This is a genomic window from Mycobacterium paragordonae, assembly GCF_003614435.1.
GTDB classification, from domain to species: Bacteria; Actinomycetota; Actinomycetes; order Mycobacteriales; family Mycobacteriaceae; genus Mycobacterium; species Mycobacterium paragordonae.
The window spans coordinates 2,191,343-2,209,099 of the sequence record NZ_CP025546.1 but is presented as its reverse complement, the minus strand read 5'-3'; the positions used below and the strand labels follow the sequence as shown (position 1 = coordinate 2,209,099).

Sequence of the window (17,757 nt, the reverse complement as noted above, 5' to 3'; positions counted from 1 at the left end):
GATTGACATGTCAAGTGACGCAGCGGTAGTCGTCAACAAGGTGGGTAAGACGTTCGGCACCAGGTCCGGACAGGTGATTGCCCTCGACGACGTCAGTTTCGAGGTCGGCCGCGGTGAAGTGATCGGTCTGCTCGGACCCAACGGCGCCGGCAAGACGACCATGGTGGACATTCTGTCGACACTGACCCGCCCGACCACCGGGTCGGCGACCGTCGCCGGGCACGACGTCGTGTCCGACTCGGCCGGGGTGCGCCGGTCCATCATGCTCACCGGGCAACAGGTCGCCCTCGACGACATGCTCTCCGGCGAGCAGAATCTCGTGATGTTCGGTCGTCTCTACGGGCTGTCCAAGTCCGCGGCCCGGAGCCGCGCGGCCGAACTGCTGCAACAGTTCGACCTGGTGCAAGCCGCCAAACGCCGGGTGAGCACCTACTCGGGAGGCATGCGCCGCCGCATCGACATCGCCTGCGGGCTGGTGGTGCAACCGCTGGTGGCGTTCCTGGACGAGCCCACCACCGGGCTGGATCCCCGTAGCCGGCAAGCTATTTGGGATCTGGTGAGCAACTTCAAGAAGCTGGGCATCGCGACACTGCTCACCACGCAATATCTCGAGGAGGCGGACGCGCTCAGCGACCGCATCATCCTGATCGACCGGGGCACCATCATCGCCGAGGGCACCGCCAACGAGCTCAAACACCGCGCTGGCGGCACCTTCTGCGAAATCGTGCCCCGCGACGTCAAGGAGCTGCCGGCCATGGTCGCCGCTCTCGGCCCGATGCTGCCCGAACACCAGAGGGCCATGCTGACCGCCGAGTCCGACCGCATCATCATGCCGGCCGCCGAAGGCACCGGCACGCTGATCGAGGCCGTGCGCCTGCTCAATGCCGCCCACCTCGAACCGGCCGACATCGCGCTGCGCCGCCCGTCGCTGGACGACGTATTCCTTTCCATGACAGCCGATCCCAGCGAGTCCCGGGCGCTGAGTCACCTGACTCCGGAGGCGGTGCGGTGAGCGCCCCCGCCCTGAGCACCCCGGTGGTGAGCAGGTCGCAGCCGTCGATGCTGCAGCAGTGGTGGGTGCTGACCATCCGCTTCATCGCGCCGACCCTGCGCAATGGCGAACTGATCACCGCGATCGGCGCGTCGCTGTCCTTCGCGATCGGGTTCTACGTCCCGTTCTCCATCCCGTGGAATCACTACGTGGGTGGACCCGGCAGCGGCATCGCCAGCAACCTGGGGCAATACATCACACCGCTGATCACGTTGCAGGCCATTGCCTTTGCGGCCATCTCGTCGGCGTTTCGGGCCGCCACCGATTCCCTGCACGGCGTCAACCGGCGGTTCCGGTCCATGCCGATCGCACCGCTGACGCCGGTGCTGGCCCGCGTCTCGGCCAGCGTGTACCGATGCTGTGTGGGACTGGTCGTGTCGCTGATCGCCGCACACGTGATCGGCTTCCGATTCCATCATGGCGCGCTGTACATCGCCGGTTTCTGTGCGCTGGCGATCGTGATCGGGGTGCTGTTGTCATTCGGCGCCGACCTGATCGGCACCGCCACCCGCAATCCCGACGCGATGCTGCCCCTGCTGACCATGCCGATCCTGATCTTCGGGTTGCTGTCCGTGGGTCTGCAACCGCTCAAGATGTTTCCGCACTGGATTCAGCCCATCGTGCGCAACCAGCCGATCTCGCAGTTGGTGATCGCGCTGCGTGCCCTGGCCGGCGACACCGTCAAGTCTCCGGTGCCGGTGACCTGGTCGGTGATGACGCCGCCGTTGTTGTGGCTGGCCGGTTTCGCGTTGTTCCTGGTGCCCATGTCCGCCTTCGTCCTGTCCCGGCGCCCATGACCGCGACGGTTGCGGTGCGGGCGCCGGAAAGCTCGGTACGGCTGCTGCTGACGCAGACGCTGGTGCAGACCCAGCGCATCCTCACCCGGTGGGGCCGCGACCTGGTCACCGTGATGGAAGCGCTGGTGCTGCCGGTGGCCTTCATGCTGGTGCTCTATGTGGTGCTGGGCAATCTCATCTACGCCATGACCCACGACAGCGCGCTGTACAGCATCGTCCCGCTGCTGGCATTGGGTGGGGCGGTGAGTGGTTCGGCGTTCGTCGCGATCGACCTGATGCGTGAGCAGCAGAGCGGCCTGCTGACCCGGCTGTGGGTGATGCCGGTGCACCGGGCGTCGGGCCCGTTGGCGCGGATCATCGCCGAGGCGATCCGCATCCTGATCACCACCGGTGTGATGCTCGGCGCGGGCGTGGCGCTGGGTTTCCGCTTCCGCGGCGGCGCGCTGGCCACCCTGATGTGGCTTGGCGTCCCGGTGATCCTCGGCATGGCGTTTGCCGCACTCACCACCACCATCGCGCTGTTCACCTCCAAGACCCTGGTGGTCGAGGCGGTCGAGCTGTGGCAGCTGCTGCTGATCTTCTTCTCCACCGGCCTGCTGCCGGTGAACCAGTACCCGGAATGGATTCGGCCCATCGTCGCGCACCAGCCGGTGAGCTACGCGATCACGGCGATGCGCGGGCTCTCAGCGGGCGGTCCGGTACTGGCGCCGATGATCGCGACGCTGCTGTGGAGCGCCGGAATCGCCGGCGTCTGCGTCGTCCCCATGGCCATCGGTTACCGACGAGCCAGCACGCACTGACACGAAAGGCCGGAATCTCACGTGTTTCCCGGATCCGTGATCCGAAAGTTGTCCCGCAGCGAGGAAGTGTTCGCGCAGTACGAGGTTTTCACCGCCGTCACGGTCGAACTGCGCGGCCGGGTCGAGGCTGACGCGCTGTCGGAGGCGTTCGACGCCCTCGTCGATGCGCACCCGATCCTGGCCAGTCACCTCGAGCAAGGGCCGGACGGCAGTTGGAATCTCGTCTCCGACGACATGCTGCACCCCGGAATCGTGGTGGAGGAGGGCCCCGAAGGCGCCGCTGGCAGCGCCGCTCGCGAAATCAAGCTGGACCAGGCCCAGACGCTGTTCAATGTGCGCCTGGCGCTGCACGAGAACAGCTCCGAGCTGACCATCTACTTCCACCACAGCATCGCCGACGGTCATCACGGCGCGGGGCTGCTCGACGAATTGTTCTCCCGCTACACCGATGTGGTCACCACCGGCGACCCGGGCCCGGTCAACCCGCAGCCCGCGCCGCAGCCGCTGGAGGTGGTGCTCGAGCAGCGAAACGTCAAGAGGCTCGGCATGACCGGCGTCGAACGCTTCCTGCCGGTGATGTTCGCCTACGACCTGCCACCCTCGGTGAAGCCGGCCCTGGTCGCGACTCCTGGCTTCCCGCAAGCCGTTCCGGTCAGCCGGATCCGGCTCGACGAGCAGGAAACCGCGGACCTGGTGGAGTTCGCCCGCGAAAACCGGGTCAGCGTCAACACCGTGGTGGCCGCCGCGATCTTGATGACCGAGTGGCGGCTGCGGGAAACGCCGCACGTTCCGATCCCCTACGTCTACCCCGTCGATCTGCGGTATTTCCTCAGCCCGCCGGTCGCTCCGACCGAGGCCACCAACCTGGTGGGAGTGGCCACCTACCTGGCCGAGGTCGGGCCCGACACCGACATCGTCGATCTCGCAACCGATATCGGCGCCACATTCCGGTCCGACATCGCCGACGGCGTCGTGCAGCAGTCCGGGCTCAACTTCGGTGTGGCGTTCGAGGGAACACCGGCCGGGCTGCCGCCGCTGGTCTTCTGCACCGACGTCAGCGCACTGCCGAACGTGCGGATGCCGTCCGGCATCGAACTGGAAGGCTTTCGCGGACAGTTCTATTGCTCGATCACGGTGCCGCTGGACTTCTACGGGTGCGGTATGTCCGGCGGTCACCTGGTGATCGAGAACCACGGCCACTCGCCGCAGCGCAAGGACTCACTCGACGCCATCCGCGAGCTGTTGTGCAGCGCGCCGTCGGACTACGGATGGGCCGTGGAGTGATCGGGAGGGCCACTCAACGCGCCATCTAGGGGATCTCTCGGGCCCGATCGACGAGATTTTCGAGACGGTCGCGTCCCTGCGGAGTCAGCCCGAGGTCGCGGGTGTCTGACCATTTCGCCACTTCGTCCGAGGTCTCATCACACCACCGGATCAACAGCAGCAGAAACTCGCCGTACAGCGCCACCACCCGCTCGGTGAGGTGCAGCCGCTGCGGGAACGGGCCACCGGCGCCGAGCAGTTCTTCGCCCAGATTGATTGCGTCGTCGCGCATTTCGCGTGCCTGGCGCGAGGTCGTGGCAAGCGCGGCGCGCAGATCCGGCAAGCTTCCCTGATCGGCCAGCAGCATACGCAGCAACGCTTCGACCTCGATGGCCGGCGCGGCCGGCGCGGTCGCGAGCCATTCCGTCAACGCGGAGCGTCCTGCCGGGGTGATGGTGTACAGCGTTCGTTGCCGTCGTTTGCCCTCCACCAATTCGGCATTCGCGTGCCCACGCTCCACGAGACGTTTGAGCTCGGCGTAAAGATGCGCCTCCGAGCGCGGCCAGAAGAAGTGCAGGCTGCGCCGCGCCTGCGCGACGAGTTCGTAGGCGGTCCACGGCTTCACGCCGATGAGGCCGAGCAGCGCGAATGACGTAGCCGTAGGGCGCGAAGTCATTCCTTGACAATACTCCATTGTGGAGTAATCTTCACTCCACAGTGGAGTAAGCAGGTGATGACGATGAACGACACCGGTTATGTCGCGCTGACCGACACCACCCGGGAGGAGCTTCGGGAGCGAATTGCGCTGGCACAGAATCGGTTTGATCGACTGATTCGGACGGCCGATCCACTGGCGCGGCCGCCCGGCTCACGCTGGACCGTGCAGCAGGTGGCTGCTCACGTGCTGACCATCGCCAACCGTTATTGCGAGGTCGCGCGTGGCGGGATGTATCACCCCGCAGACACCCCCACCGGGGTGGCCGCACTCAATCAGGCCGAGCTTGAAGCGGCATTGGGACCCGTGCCCGAGCTGGCCGACCAACTTCGCGCGCTTGCCTCGGACATCGACGGGTACTTCGACACGCTGGCCGGCGACTGCCCCACGATTCCGTTTCACGGTGGCGGGTTCATCGGCGGCACTACGGCACAGACGAACTGGTTGGGCGAGCTTCTCCTGCACGGGGAGGACATCGCGCGTGCGGTCAAGGCGCCATGGGATCTCGATGAACGTGACATGCTGCTCATCGCGCGCGGGCTGATGCAGATCGCCCCCATCTTTCTGCGGTCCGAAACGCCGGCGAGCACCAATGTTTGCGTGGCACTGGAGGTCAGCGGGGCGCGCCCTTACCTGATGCACATCAAGGGCGGCGCAGCCGAAGCGCGTGAGCGTCGACATGCGGATCGCCCGGACGCGGTGCTACGCACCCCGGCCTCGACACTCACCCAACTGCTCTACCAACGCATCGGGCCGTTCACCGCGACTCGTCGCGGCCTGCGCATCGTGGGCGGGCGGCGGCCCTGGCTCGCTCTCAAATTGCAGTCCTATTTCGTCCCGGCGTGAAAGGGTGGCTTCCGTCAATGACCGAGATGTACCGCTGGTATCTGTGGGGAACCCGGAAGATCGGGCACTACCGCTGGTTCGCGGTGTTGATGAAACACGTTGGCACCCCGGCGGACCGAGCTTTGATCCGAGGCAGCCGCGGCCGCTTGTCAATCAGCGGTCCGCAGCTGCCCACGATGTTGCTCACCACCCGGGGCCGCAAGAGCGGAAAGGATCGAACGGTGCCGCTGCACTACGTCCGCGACGGCGAAAACCTGGTTGCCGCTTGCGAGAACTTCGGACTGGAGACAGCGTCCAGCTGGCCGAAGAACCTGTTGGCTCACCCGACGGCGCGCGTGGAGATCGGCGGCCGCAACGCCACGTACGTCGGTCGGCCGGCCAGTGCGGCCGAGATCGACCGCAACATGCCACGGCTCGTTACGATGTGGCCCGCGCATGACACATACCTCGAGCGCAGCGGCTTCCGCCAGGTGTTCGTGTTCGAGCCGGCTGCCCAGTGACGCGCCCGTAGGGACGGCGAGCAGACGCAAAATCGCCCATTTCAACACGAAAACAGGCGATTTTACGTCTGCTCGCGCCGCTTGACCCGCCCAGCTAACCGGCGGAGCCCTCCTCGGCCAGGGTCTGCGCCAGGTGCTCGGCCAGCGCCCGCGCGGTGTTGTGCGTGGCGATCACCTTGGGACTCAACCGGATTCCGGTCTCCGTCTCAATATGGGTGCGCATCTCCAGCATGCCCAGGGAATCCATGCCGTACTCGACGAAGGGACGGTCGGCGTCCACGGTGCGCCGCAGGATCACCCCGACCTGCTCGGTGATCAGGCGGCGCAGCCGCCCGGCCCACTCCTCCTGCGGCACCGTCATCAGCTCGGCGCGGAACTTGCTCGGACCCCTGGTGCTCTGCCCGCTGGACTTGAACATCTCACCGAACGGGCTGCGCCGGACCACGTCGTCCAACCAGGGCGCGCCGATGATCGGGATGTAACCGGTGTAGGCCCGGTCATAACGCAGCAGCGTCTCGAACGCGTACGCGCCCTCCTCGGGAGTGATCATCAGCTGCCCACCTTCGGCCAGGAAGGTGGCGCGGCCGACCTCGGCCCAGGCGCCCCACGCGATCGTGGTGACCGGAAGTCCTTGCGCGTGGCGCCAATACGAGAACGCGTCCAGCCAGCTGTTGGCCGCGGCGTAGGCGCCCTGACCGGGTGACCCCAGCAGCGCGGCGCCCGAGGAAAACAGGCAGAACCAGTCCAGCGGCTGCCCGAGAGTCGCTTTGTGCAGGCTCCAGGTGCCGAAAACCTTTGGTGCCCAGTCCCGGTCGATGATCTCGTCGGTGATGTTGGTCAGGGTGGCGTCCTCCACCACCGCCGCCGAGTGCACCACACCGCGCAGCGGAAGCCCGGTGGCGGTCGCCGCTTCCACCAGCCGCACCGCGGTGTCCGCTTCGGCGACGTTGCCCAGTTCCACGACGACGTCGGTGCCGGCCTTGCGCAGCCGCTCGATCATCTGGCGCGCCTTGGGATTCGGCTGCGACCGCGCCGTCAGCACCAGCCGGCCGCAGCCCGCGGCCGCCAGCTTCGAAGCGAAGAACAGGCCAAGCCCACCGACACCACCGGTGATGATGTAGGCGCCGTCGCGGCGGAACACCGGGGCCTGCTCCGGCGGCACCACCACACTGGCGCGCCCGGAGCGGGGCATGTCCAGCAGCAGCTTGCCGGTGTGCTCGGCGTTGCTCATCGCCCGCACCGCGTTCGCCGCCTCGGCCAGCGGATAGTGCGTGGTCTGCGGCGCCACCAGGACGCCGTCGGCCGTCAATTGGAACACCGTCTGCAGCAGTTCCCGGACCCGCTGCGGCTGCAGCACCGACATCAGCGCCAGGTCCAGGTAGTAGAACGTCAGGCCACGCCGGAACGGGTAGAGCCCGAGCCGGGTGTTGCCGTACACGTCGGCCTTGCCGATCTCGACGAACCGTCCGCCGAAGGCCAACAGCTCGAGCCCGGCCCGCTGCGCCGCACCCGTCAACGAGTTGAGCACGATGTCCACGCCGTAGCCGCCGGTGTCGCGACGGATCTGCTCGGCGAACTCGAGACTGCGTGAGTCGTAGACATGATCAATACCCATGTCGCGCAACATCTGTCGCTTGGCATCGTTGCCAGCGGTGGCGAAGATCTCCGCTCCGGCGTGCCGCGCTATCGCCAGCGCCGCCTGCCCCACCCCGCCGGTCGCGGAGTGGATCAGGACCTTGTCGCCGGCCTTGATGCCTGCCAGGTCGTGCAGCCCGTGCCAGGCGGTGGCGTTCGCGGTGGCCGACGCGATGGCCTGCTCGTCGCTCAACCCGGCGGGCAGGGTGATCGCGAGGTTGGCGTTGCAGGTCAGGTAGGTGCGCCAGCAGCCGCCCTCGGAGAAGCCGGCGACGCGGTCACCGACCCGGTGGCCCGCCACGCCCTCGCCCACCGCGGTCACCACACCAACGAAGTCCATGCCCGGCTGCGGCTCCCGGTCGTCGACGACGGGGAACTTGCCGAACGCGATCAGCACGTCGGCGAAGTTGATCGTCGATGTCGCGACGGCGACCTCGATCTGCCCCGGACCCGGCGCAACGCGTTCGCACGCAACAAGTTCCATGGATTGCAGATCACCCGGGGTGCGGACCTGCAGGCGCATGCCGTCCGTCTCGTGATCGATCACCCTGGTACGGCGGTCGTCGTGCACCAGCGGCGCCGGACACAGCCGAGCCGTGTACCACTCGCCGCCGCGCCAGGCGGTCTCGTCCTCCGCCGACCCACTCAGCAGTTGCGCGGCCAGCTGCTCGCCCTGAATGTGCTCGTCGATGTCGATCTGCGTGGTGCGCAACAGCTGGTGTTCGCTGCCGACCACCCGCAACAGACCCCGCAATCCGGCCTGCTCGAGATTGACCTCGTCGCCCGGGCACACCCACTGGGCCTGCCGGGTCACCACGAAGAGCCGGGGCAGTTCCCCTTCCAGCTCGGGCAATTCCCGGGCCAGGCGCACCAGGTGGCGCACCTGTTCCCGTCCCTGCGCCAGGCCCCCGTCGTCGGGTGCGCCGCCGACCGGGCCACACAGCACGACCAGCCCACTGAAGGAGCGGGCCCGCAACTGCGCCCGCAGCGGCTCCAACTCGGCGCCGACCGGCAGCTGCAGGTGGAAGCATTCCGCGCCTTCGGTTTTCAGTGCGTCGTTCAACGAGCTGACCAACATTTCGGCGGCCGGTGAGGTGTCGATCAGCAGCCACGATCCCGCTTCTTCGGCGTCGACCTCCGGCAGCGTCCGCTGCTGCCACTCGCAGGTCAGCAGCCGCTCCCCCAGCACCCGGTCCCGTTCGCCACCGGCGGTGGTGCCGGTGCCCATCCGCAACCCGCGCACCGCCAGCAGTACCGTGCCGTGCTCGTCGAGCACGTCGAGGTCGGCCTCACCGCCCGTCGCGTCGGCCCGGGTCACCCGCGTGTAGCAATAGCGGGCATCGCGCAGTGGCCCGTGGGCGCGCAGGCTCTGCACACCCAGCGGCAGCAGCAGACCGTCACCGGCGGCACTGCCGACGCCGGCGGCCACCGACTGGAAGCAGGCGTCCAGCAACGCGGGATGCACGTGGTAGGCGGCGTGCTGGAATCGAATCGACGCCGGCAGCGCGACCTCGGCCAGCACTGTGGTGTCGCCGGATTCACCGGTGTGCGCGATGGACAGTCCGCTGAACGAGGGTCCGTGCGAGACACCGCGTTCGACGAACGACTCCCGCAGTTCGGACCCCTTCACGCTGTGCGGGTGCGCGGCCAGCAGGGCGGCGACGTCGTAGGCGGGCGGTACCGACTGATCGCGGGCGGCGCCCAGCGATGCGGTGGCGTGCCGGGTGGTTTCACCGTCGCGGGTGGACTCCACCGCGAAGTCGACGACACCGGGGGCCTGCACCGACGCGACCGCGTCGATCGGCGTCTCTTCATCGAGCAACAACATCTGCTCGAACACGATGTCGCGGGTTTCCAAGACTTCCCCTGGTCCCTCGCCGAAGATTTCGGCCGCGGCGGCCAACGCCATCTCGCAGTACGCGGCGCCGGGCAGCGCCGCGACGTTGCGCACCTGGTGATCCTCGAGCCAGCCGAGGGTCGCCGTGCCGATGTCGGTCTGCCACACGTGCCGTTCCGGCTCCTCGGCCAGCCGGACGTGGGAACCCAGCAGCGGGTGCACGGTGATGGTGCAGCCGCCCTGCGTCCTGCCGTCGCTGCCTTCGGCGTCGATGAACAGATCCCGATGGCTCCACGCCGGCAACGGCGCGTCCACCAGCTGCCCGGCGGGGAACAGCACGGCGAAATCGATCGCGGCACCGGCACTGTGCAGATCGGTCAGGAAGCCCCGAAGTCCTTGCGGCAGAGGCTGTTCCCGGCGTACGGCGGCCAGCGCAGCCACCGTCATGTCCAGACTCCGGGCGTTCTGGTCGACCGCGTGCGTCAGCAGCGGATGCGGCGACAGCTCGGCGAAAACCCGGAAGCCGTCGTCCAGCGCGGCCTGGATCGCGGCGGCGAACTGCACGGTGTTGCGCAGGTTGTCCACCCAGTAGTCGGCGTCGCACACCGGCCGTTCGCGCGGGTCGAACTGGGTGGCCGAGTAATAAGGAACCTTGGGCTCCATCGGTTCGAGATCGGTTAGCGCAGTGGCTAATTCGTCGAGGATGGGGTCGACCTGCGGCGAGTGGGATGCCACGTCCACGGCGACTTCGCGCGCCATCACGTCGCGTTGTTCCCAGCGGGCGACGAGGTCACGCACCTGCTCGGCGGCTCCCCCGATCACCGTGGATTGCGGCGAGGCCATCACGGCCACCGCGACGTCGTCGATTCCGCGCGCCATCAGTTCCGAATTGACCTGCTTGGCAGGCAGTTCCACCGATGCCATGGCACCCGAGCCGGCGATGCCGGCCATCAGCTTCGAACGGCGGCAGATCACGCGGGCGCCGTCTTGCAGCGACAGCGCCCCGGCGACGACGGCCGCAGCGGTCTCACCCATGGAGTGCCCGACGACCGCGCCCGGACGCACGCCGTAGGCCTGCTCCATGGTGGCGGCCAGGGCCACCTGGATGGCGAAGATCGTCGGCTGCACCTTGTCGATGCCGGTCACCGTCTGCGGCGCCGTCATCGCCTCCGTCACCGAGAAGCCCGACTCGGCCAGGATCAGCGGCTCCAGCTCGGCGACCGTGGCGGCGAACACCGCTTCGCCGGCCAGCAGATCGGCGCCCATCGCCGCCCATTGCGAACCCTGACCGGAGAACACCCACACCGGCCCGCGGTCGTCGTGTGCCACCGCAGCCCGATACAGGGCGTCCTCCCCGTCGGCCGCCTCGCGCAGTCGCCCGGTGAGTTCCGTCAGACCGTCGGCCACCACCAGGGTGCGCACCGGCCGGTGCGCCCGGCGGCGCGCCAGCGTGTAGCCCAGATCGGCGGGGGTCACGGAATCCGCGTGAGTCTCGACCCACTCGGCGAGTCGCCGCGCACTCGTCCGCAGGCCGTCAGCCGAGGAAGACGACAGCGCGTAGACCAGTGGCCCCTGCGCCGCCGCGGCGGTTGCGGCCTCCGGTTCCGGGGCCGCCTCGACGATGGCGTGCACATTGGTGCCGGACATCCCGAACGAGGACACCGCGATCCGCCTGGGGGTGTCGCTGCGGTCGGGCCATGGCGTAATCGACTGCGGCACAAAGATTCCCGTGTCGATCCCGGTGAGTTCCTCGGGTAGCCGGTTGAAGTGCAGCAGCGGCGGCAATACACCGTGCCGCAGCGAGAGGATCGCCTTGATCAGCCCGACCGCACCGGCCGCCGATTCGCTGTGGCCCATATTGCTCTTGACCGACCCCAACGCACAGCGACTGCCGCCGGTGCCGTAAACCCGGGTGAGTCCGCGGTACTCGATCGGGTCACCGACCGGGGTGCCGGTGCCGTGCGCCTCCACGGCGCCGATCGTTTCGGCGGCGACGCCTGCCGCCTCCAGAGCTTTGCGGTACACCGCGACCTGCGCGTTCTCCGATGGCATCGTCAGCGTCTCGGACCGGCCGTCCTGGTTGGTCGCCGTCCCGCGCACCACGGCAAGGATGCGGTCGCCGTCGCGCAACGCATCGGGCAGCCGCTTGAGCAGCACCATCGCGCAGCCTTCGGAGCGAACGAATCCGTCCGCGTCCGCATCGAAGGAGTGACAGCGACCGGTCGCCGAGAGCATGCCCTGCGCGGACGTCGCCACGCTGCCGTCCGGCTCCAGCAACACCGCGCAACCGCCCGCCAACGCCAGGTCGGCTTCACCTTCGTGCAGGCTCCGGCAGGCCAGGTGCACGGCCATCAGACCCGAGGAACACGCGGTGTCGAACGTCATCGCGGGACCGTGCAGGCCCAGCGCGTGCGAGATCCGCCCGGAGGCCACGCTGTTGTTCAGACCGGTCACGGCGTACGGGCTGGCCAGAGCACCGGAACCTTTGGTGAGGAGCAGGTAGTCCTCGTGCGTCAGCCCGGTGAACACCGCCGTGGCCGAGCCCGCCAGCGATGCCGGGTCCAGACCGGCGTGCTCGATCGTCTCCCACGCGGTCTCGAGCAACAGTCGGTGCTGCGGATCGATCGAGGTCGCTTCACGCTCGCTGATTCCGAAGAACTCGGCGTCGAAGCCGGCCACGTCGTCGATGAATCCGCCCCAGCGCGACACCGTGCGGCCGGGAACCCCCGGCTCAGGGTCGTAGTACGCGTCGGCATCCCAGCGGTCCGAGGGAATCTCGGTGACCAGGTCGTCGCCGCGCAACACCGATTCCCACAGCTTCTCGGGAGAATCGATCCCGCCGGGCAACCGACATCCCATACCGATCACCGCGATGGGGGTGACACGTGCTTGCATCCCTTTACCAACCTCGTTCTCAGCTCAACCGGCGCGGACCCGACGCAGCACCGGATAGGGGTACGGGCAACGGAATAGTGCAGCACCGGTCTGGCAGACCCCCGGGCTGACGGGACCTCGACACCGTCTCGGATGCCGAGCTTAGACGCCGCAAGGGCCATGGGTGCCCAAACTCAGCGAATTCCCAGGTGGCAGCCGTGCTCGAGGCCCTGACCAGCATCGATGCGAGCCGGCCCGGCAGGTATCGTCCCCCGGGCCGTTGCATCGATCGGATTCGGGGACTGCACCTGCGGCGCGCCGGTACCGTCTTGCCTATGAATGCGCGTTCCCTCCCCGCTGTGCTGCGCACGTGGGCCCGGATCCAGCCGAATGACCCGGCCTTCACCTATATCGATTACGACCGGGACTGGGAGGGCGTGCCGACAACCCTGACGTGGGCGCAGCTGTACCGGCGCAGCCTCAACGTCGCACAGGAGCTGACTCGCGTCGGTTCGACGGGTGACCGCGCGGTGATTCTGGCGCCGCAGGGCCTGGACTACATCGTGGCGTTTCTCGGCGCGATGCAGGCCGGGCGCATCGCCGTTCCGCTCTCGGTGCCACAGGGCGGTGCCAGCGACGAACGGGTCGATTCGGTGCTGCGCGACGCCTCGCCGGTCGCGGTACTCACCACATCCCCCGTCGTCGACGATGTCGCCCGGCGGGTCGCGGCCCAGGACGGCGCCGCTGCCGCCTCGTCGATCATCGAGATCGATCGGCTGGATTTGGACTCTCGCAACCGATCTGGCGCCGGAGACGACCACCCGGACACCGCGTACCTGCAGTACACCTCGGGATCGACCCGCGAGCCGGCCGGTGTCGTCATCACCCACGACAACCTGCGCATCAACTTCGAACAGTTGATGGCCGGCTATTTCGCCGCGGACGACGGGGGTGTGCCGCCGCCCGGCGTGACCATCGTGTCGTGGCTGCCCTTCTATCACGACATGGGCTTGGTCGGCGGAATCTGTACACCGATCCTGGCGGGATTCTCCGCGGTGGTGACCAGCCCCGTCGCCTTCCTGCAACGGCCGGCGCGCTGGATGCACATGCTGGCGGACAACTCCCGGGCGTTCTCGGCCGCGCCCAACTTCGCCTACGAAGTGGCCGCGCGCAAGGTCTCCGACGAGGACATGGCCGGGCACGATCTCGGCGACGTGCACACCATCCTCAGCGGAAGCGAACGGGTCCAGCCGGCGGCTCTCAAGCGCTTCACCGACCGCTTCGCGCGCTTCAATCTCCAACACAAGGTGGTCCGGCCCTCGTACGGGCTCGCGGAAGCGACGGTGTTCGTGGCGACGGGCAGCCCGAGCGAGCCACCGGAACTCGTCAACTTCGACTCCGGGAAACTGGCTGCCGGGCAAGCGGTCCGGTGCCCCGCCGGCAGCGGCACACCCCTGGTCAGCTACCTCATACCGGAGGCGCCGGAGGTGCGGATCGTGGATCCCGACACCTGCGCCGAATGCCCCGAGGGAACGGTCGGCGAGATCTGGGTGCACGGACCCAACGTCGCCACCGGCTATTGGCAGCGCCCCGAGGAGAGCGAGAATACTTTCGGCGCAAGGGTTTTCAAACCCGCCGACGGCACGCCCGAGGGTCCGTGGCTGCGAACGGGAGACTCGGGCTTCATCTCCGAGGGCAAGATGTTCATCATCGCCCGGATCAAGGACCTGCTGATCGTCTACGGGCGCAACCACTCTCCGGACGACATCGAGGCAACCATCCAGGAGATCACCCGTGGCCGGTGCGCGGCCATCGCGGTGCCGGGCGATCGCAGCACCGAGAAACTGGTCGCCATCATCGAACTGCGCAAGCGCGGCGAGTCGGATCAGGAGGCGATGGACCGGCTGGGCGAGATCAAGCGGGAAGTGAACTCGGCGTTGTCGCATTCGCACGGCCTGAGCGCCGCGGATCTGGTTCTGGTGCCGCCGGGCTCAATCCCGATCACCACCAGCGGCAAGGTCAGGCGGGCGGCCTGTGTCGAGCAGTATCGACAGGACAAGTTCGCCCGCCTGGACGTTTAGCATCATCGTGTCGACGCGGCTCACCAAGCTCGTTGCCGTCCTGGCCTGGGTCGCACTGGCGGTGGCCGTGAACGTCATCGCGCTGGCCATCCATGTGCCGGCCACCGGGCCGTCGCCGCTGCCGTCCGACCAGCAGACCGTCGCCGCGGAAAACCTTATCGCGCAAGCGTTTCCGGGTACCGGTACCGACGCGATCGGCTACCTGGTGCTGGACGGCCGCGACCCGCTGGGCGACGCCGACCGGCAGTACTACGACGAGGCCGTCCGCGCGCTGCGCGCCGACACCGCACACGTGGGATCGGTCCTGGACTGGTGGTCGGACCCCTTGATGGCCCCGTTGGGGACCAGCCCCGACGGGCGGTCGGGCGCCGCGGTGATCTGGTTGCGGGGCCAGGCCGGTACCGCGAAGGCTGCCAAGTCACTCGATGCGGCGCGATCGGTGCTGCGTAAGCTGCCGCCGAATGCGGGGTTGCGTGCCCGCATCACCGTCCCGGCCGCCGCGCACGGCACTGAACTGCGGTTGGCGACGTGGCAGGCGGCCGTGATCGTCGCCGCGACCTTGCTGGTCGCCGTGCTGTTCCTGCTGCGACTGGGACTGTCGTCGGTCGCGTTGGTGGGGTTGACCGCCGGGCTGTCCCTCGCGGTGGCCTGGCCGCTGGCCGCGTTGTTCGGGCTGTTCTGCTGGACCGTGGCGGCGGTGCTGATGATCGGGGCGATTGCCGCGTCCGCGCTGCTGCTCACGGCGCGGGAGCGGGACGGCTACCGCGCGACGCTGCCCGCGCTGGCGACGCCCGCGGGGGGCGTCACCGCGCTCACCATCCCACTGCTGCTGGCGCGGACCCCGGGAGCGCACGCCGTCGGCCTGGCTGCGCTGGGTGCGGTTGTCGCACTTGCCGCTTCGCTGACATTGCTGCCCGCGCTGTTGACGAGGGCGGTGCCGCTGCCGGCCCGTTCCTGGGGGCTGCCGCCGTCGGTGCGCCGGGCGGTTCGCAGCCCTGCCGTCGTCGTCGCGCTGGTAGCGGCCATCTGCGCCTTGCCTGTTCTCGGAATGCATTGGGGCGTAGGCGGCGTCCCGGCCCGGGCCGGCAAGCAGTTTACGCCGGCCAACCGGCTGCCCGACGTCGTCATGGTCAAATCCAGCCACGACCTGCGCGACCCGGCCGGGCTCATCGCCATCGACGCCGTCAGCCGCCGGCTGATGGAGATCCCCGGTGTCCGCAAGGTGCAGTCGGCGGCCTGGCCGGCAGGTGTTCCGTGGACGGATGCCTCGCTGAGTTCGGCCGCGGGCAGGCTGAGCGATCAACTGGATCGTCAGGCTGCCACGTTCGTGCCGCAGGTCACCGCGGTCAAGACACTGGGTTCGGTGCTCGACCAGGTGTCGGGCTCGGTCAACGAGCTCGAAGCGAGCGTGAGCGCAGGCGTCGGCGGTCTGGCCCAACTTCAGCAAGCGATCAACTCGGTGGTGTCCGGCACCCGGAACATCAAGGACACCGCCGCCGAGGTCTCCGGCTACCTCGACCCGGTGCGGGGCTGGATGGGCGGCGTCCAGGATTGCGCCGCCGACGTGCTGTGCTCGGCCGCCCGGAAAGCGATCGACCCGTTCGATCGGGTGATCGCCGACGTCACCGTCCTTTCCGACGGCGCCACCCGGTTGGCCGCGGGGTCGGCGCGCACCACCAGCGCCCTGGCCGGGACGCCGCGCGCGGTGGCCGAGATGCGGTCGGCGCTCAATCAGCTGCGCTCATTCGTGCCCACCTTGCAGACGACCATCGAGAGCACGATCCCCCAGGTCGTGCAGCTGTCGGCGTTCCTGAAGAACCTCAGCATCGACTTCGCCGACACCGGCGCCGGCGGCTTCTATCTGCCGCGCAAGGCGCTGGCCGATCCCTCCTACCAGCACGTGCGTCAGACCATGTTCTCCGCCGACGGCACCGCCGCCCGGTTGCTGGTGTACTCCGACCAGGCCGGTGTGGACCTGGCCGCGGCGTCCCGCGTGCAGCAGATCGAAACCGCCGTCGGCAACGCGACCAAGTACGGCAGCCTGGTCGACAGCGAGGTCAGCGTGGCCGCGAGCGCCGCGATGGCCGCGACCGTTCGGGCCGCGCTGGAGCACGACGCGATTTTGCTTGCGCTGACCGTCGTGGCGGTGGCGGCCCTGGCCGGCATGTGGCGCGGGGTGCGCGGCGGGTTGTCCGTGGGGCTCGGCCTGTTGGCTGCCGCTCTGGCCGGCCTGGGCGTCGGCGTTGCGGTGTGGCAATACCTGCTGCACGGTTCGGTGGACGCCTCCGCGGTGCCGGCGGCGTTCGCGGTTCTGTTGGCCTGCGGCGCGCCCTGTCTGATCGCCGCGCTGGTGCCGATCCGGCACGCCGTGACACCGCTCGCAGCCGCCGGCGGGGTTCTCGGGGCCGGCCTGACGCTACTCGGTGCGCCGGTGGCGGTGGCTCAGATCGGCACTGTCGTCCTGGTGGGAGTGGTCCTGCTGGCGGCGATGGCGGCGCTAATCGACGTTGACCGGCTCGTTCCACTTGGACAGGGTGACCTGGACCGAGCCTGATCCCAGGTCGACGCTGGCCCGCACCAGCCGATGCGAACCGTCCTGCGCGATCCACACGGTCGCCGGCCTGGACTGCCGGGCTCCCGGATCGATGATCTTGACGGTGTCGGCCGGCAGGGTGCCGGTGATCTTGTTGGTGTTGACGCCGTCGATCACCTCACTGCCCTGAGCCTGCAGGTTGGTGACGCCGGAGAGCATTTTCGCGACACCGTTGGCGGGATCGAGCAGACGGGTGGCCGACAGGTCCGAGACGGAGCCGAGGTTGGTCCAGTCATCGAACAATTTGACCGAGATGGCGTCGTCCTTGATCCGGAACGGGACGTCGGCCTGGCCGTTGTAGGTGCACGACCCTTTCGCGGTGAGCGGGTTGGCGCGGACGTCGACGTCGGCGTTGGTGATGCCGAGCATGCTGTCGACCTGACCATTGGTGCGGACGGACAGGTGCGCGCTGGTCAAGGCCTTGGTCGCGTCCACTGACTGCCGGATCTCGGCCATCTGGGGCGAATCGATTGTCGTACCGGTGGTGGAGGGACCCTCGGATTCCTTTGGGGCAGAGGTGCATCCGGATAGCAAAAGCACGGCGGCCGTCAGCAACACAGCCGATGCCGCAGACATCTTCACGCGAATTTTCATCATTTCCTCGTCTCCGCTGCGCTGGTGTGCGGAGCCTCGCTCCCGGCGCACGAACCGCCAAGCTTAGTGGCCTGCGCCGACCCGGACGCCGGAAGCCGGGATTCCGCTGGGGGACGAACGTTGACTTATACCCCCATGGGGTATATTTTCGGATATCGACACAAGTGAGCG

At 68.2% G+C, this 17,757-nt stretch carries 11 protein-coding genes; 8 read left to right on the top strand and 3 right to left on the bottom strand.

Annotated features, from left to right (window positions below):
* Nucleotides 1-7: 7 nt before the first annotated feature.
* The 4 genes from C0J29_RS10310 to C0J29_RS10295 are packed head-to-tail and all read left to right on the top strand — an operon-like array spanning nt 8 to nt 3,932.
* The gene (locus C0J29_RS10310) at nt 8-1,012 is read left to right on the top strand and encodes an ATP-binding cassette domain-containing protein (RefSeq protein ID WP_120792246.1); all 1,005 of its coding nucleotides are present in this window, start codon (nt 8-10) and stop codon (nt 1,010-1,012) included.
* 47 nt (nt 1,013-1,059) lie between these two features.
* Entirely contained in the window at nt 1,060-1,848 is a 789-nt protein-coding gene (locus C0J29_RS10305; protein WP_120794668.1) for an ABC transporter permease, read from the top strand.
* A complete protein-coding gene (locus C0J29_RS10300; protein WP_065164717.1) occupies nt 1,845-2,648 on the top strand; it encodes an ABC transporter permease in 804 nt (267 codons plus the stop codon). Before C0J29_RS10305 ends, C0J29_RS10300 begins: the two co-directional genes overlap by 4 nt.
* Before the next feature lie 21 nt (nt 2,649-2,669).
* Nucleotides 2,670-3,932: a phthiocerol/phthiodiolone dimycocerosyl transferase gene (locus tag C0J29_RS10295; protein WP_120792245.1), complete on the top strand. Its 1,263-nt coding sequence runs from the start codon at nt 2,670-2,672 to the stop codon at nt 3,930-3,932.
* A 25-nt stretch (nt 3,933-3,957) separates the two neighbouring features.
* On the opposite strand, the gene C0J29_RS10290 is transcribed toward C0J29_RS10295, so the two are convergent.
* Nucleotides 3,958-4,587, bottom strand: coding sequence for a PadR family transcriptional regulator (locus C0J29_RS10290; protein ID WP_120792244.1), 630 nt, complete (start codon nt 4,585-4,587; stop codon nt 3,958-3,960).
* Between the two features lie 63 nt (nt 4,588-4,650).
* Here C0J29_RS10290 and C0J29_RS10285 point away from each other — a divergent pair, with 63 nt between their 5' ends.
* Both C0J29_RS10285 and C0J29_RS10280 read left to right on the top strand, forming a co-directional pair.
* The gene (locus C0J29_RS10285; RefSeq protein WP_120794667.1) at nt 4,651-5,472 is read left to right on the top strand and encodes a maleylpyruvate isomerase mycothiol-dependent enzyme family protein; all 822 of its coding nucleotides are present in this window, start codon (nt 4,651-4,653) and stop codon (nt 5,470-5,472) included.
* Nucleotides 5,473-5,498: 26 nt separating this feature from the next.
* Nucleotides 5,499-5,972, top strand: a complete 474-nt coding sequence (locus C0J29_RS10280; protein WP_120794666.1) for a nitroreductase family deazaflavin-dependent oxidoreductase — start codon at nt 5,499-5,501, stop codon at nt 5,970-5,972.
* A gap of 94 nt (nt 5,973-6,066) precedes the next feature.
* On the opposite strand, the gene pks2 is transcribed toward C0J29_RS10280, so the two are convergent.
* Complete coding sequence (pks2, locus tag C0J29_RS10275) at nt 6,067-12,339, bottom strand: sulfolipid-1 biosynthesis phthioceranic/hydroxyphthioceranic acid synthase (RefSeq protein ID WP_120792243.1); 6,273 nt, start codon at nt 12,337-12,339, stop codon at nt 6,067-6,069.
* Between the two features lie 314 nt (nt 12,340-12,653).
* Here pks2 and C0J29_RS10270 point away from each other — a divergent pair, with 314 nt between their 5' ends.
* Nucleotides 12,654-14,399: an AMP-binding protein gene (locus tag C0J29_RS10270; RefSeq protein ID WP_065043982.1), complete on the top strand. Its 1,746-nt coding sequence runs from the start codon at nt 12,654-12,656 to the stop codon at nt 14,397-14,399.
* Nucleotides 14,400-14,406: 7 nt separating this feature from the next.
* Nucleotides 14,407-16,953 carry an MMPL family transporter gene (locus C0J29_RS10265; RefSeq protein WP_242460410.1) on the top strand — a complete coding sequence of 849 codons (2,547 nt, stop codon included), beginning with the start codon at nt 14,407-14,409 and terminating at the stop codon, nt 16,951-16,953.
* Here C0J29_RS10265 and C0J29_RS10260 read toward each other — a convergent pair.
* Complete coding sequence (locus C0J29_RS10260) at nt 16,897-17,589, bottom strand: LppX_LprAFG lipoprotein (RefSeq protein WP_371872374.1); 693 nt, start codon at nt 17,587-17,589, stop codon at nt 16,897-16,899. The genes C0J29_RS10265 and C0J29_RS10260 overlap by 57 nt on opposite strands.
* Nucleotides 17,590-17,757 lie beyond the last annotated feature (168 nt).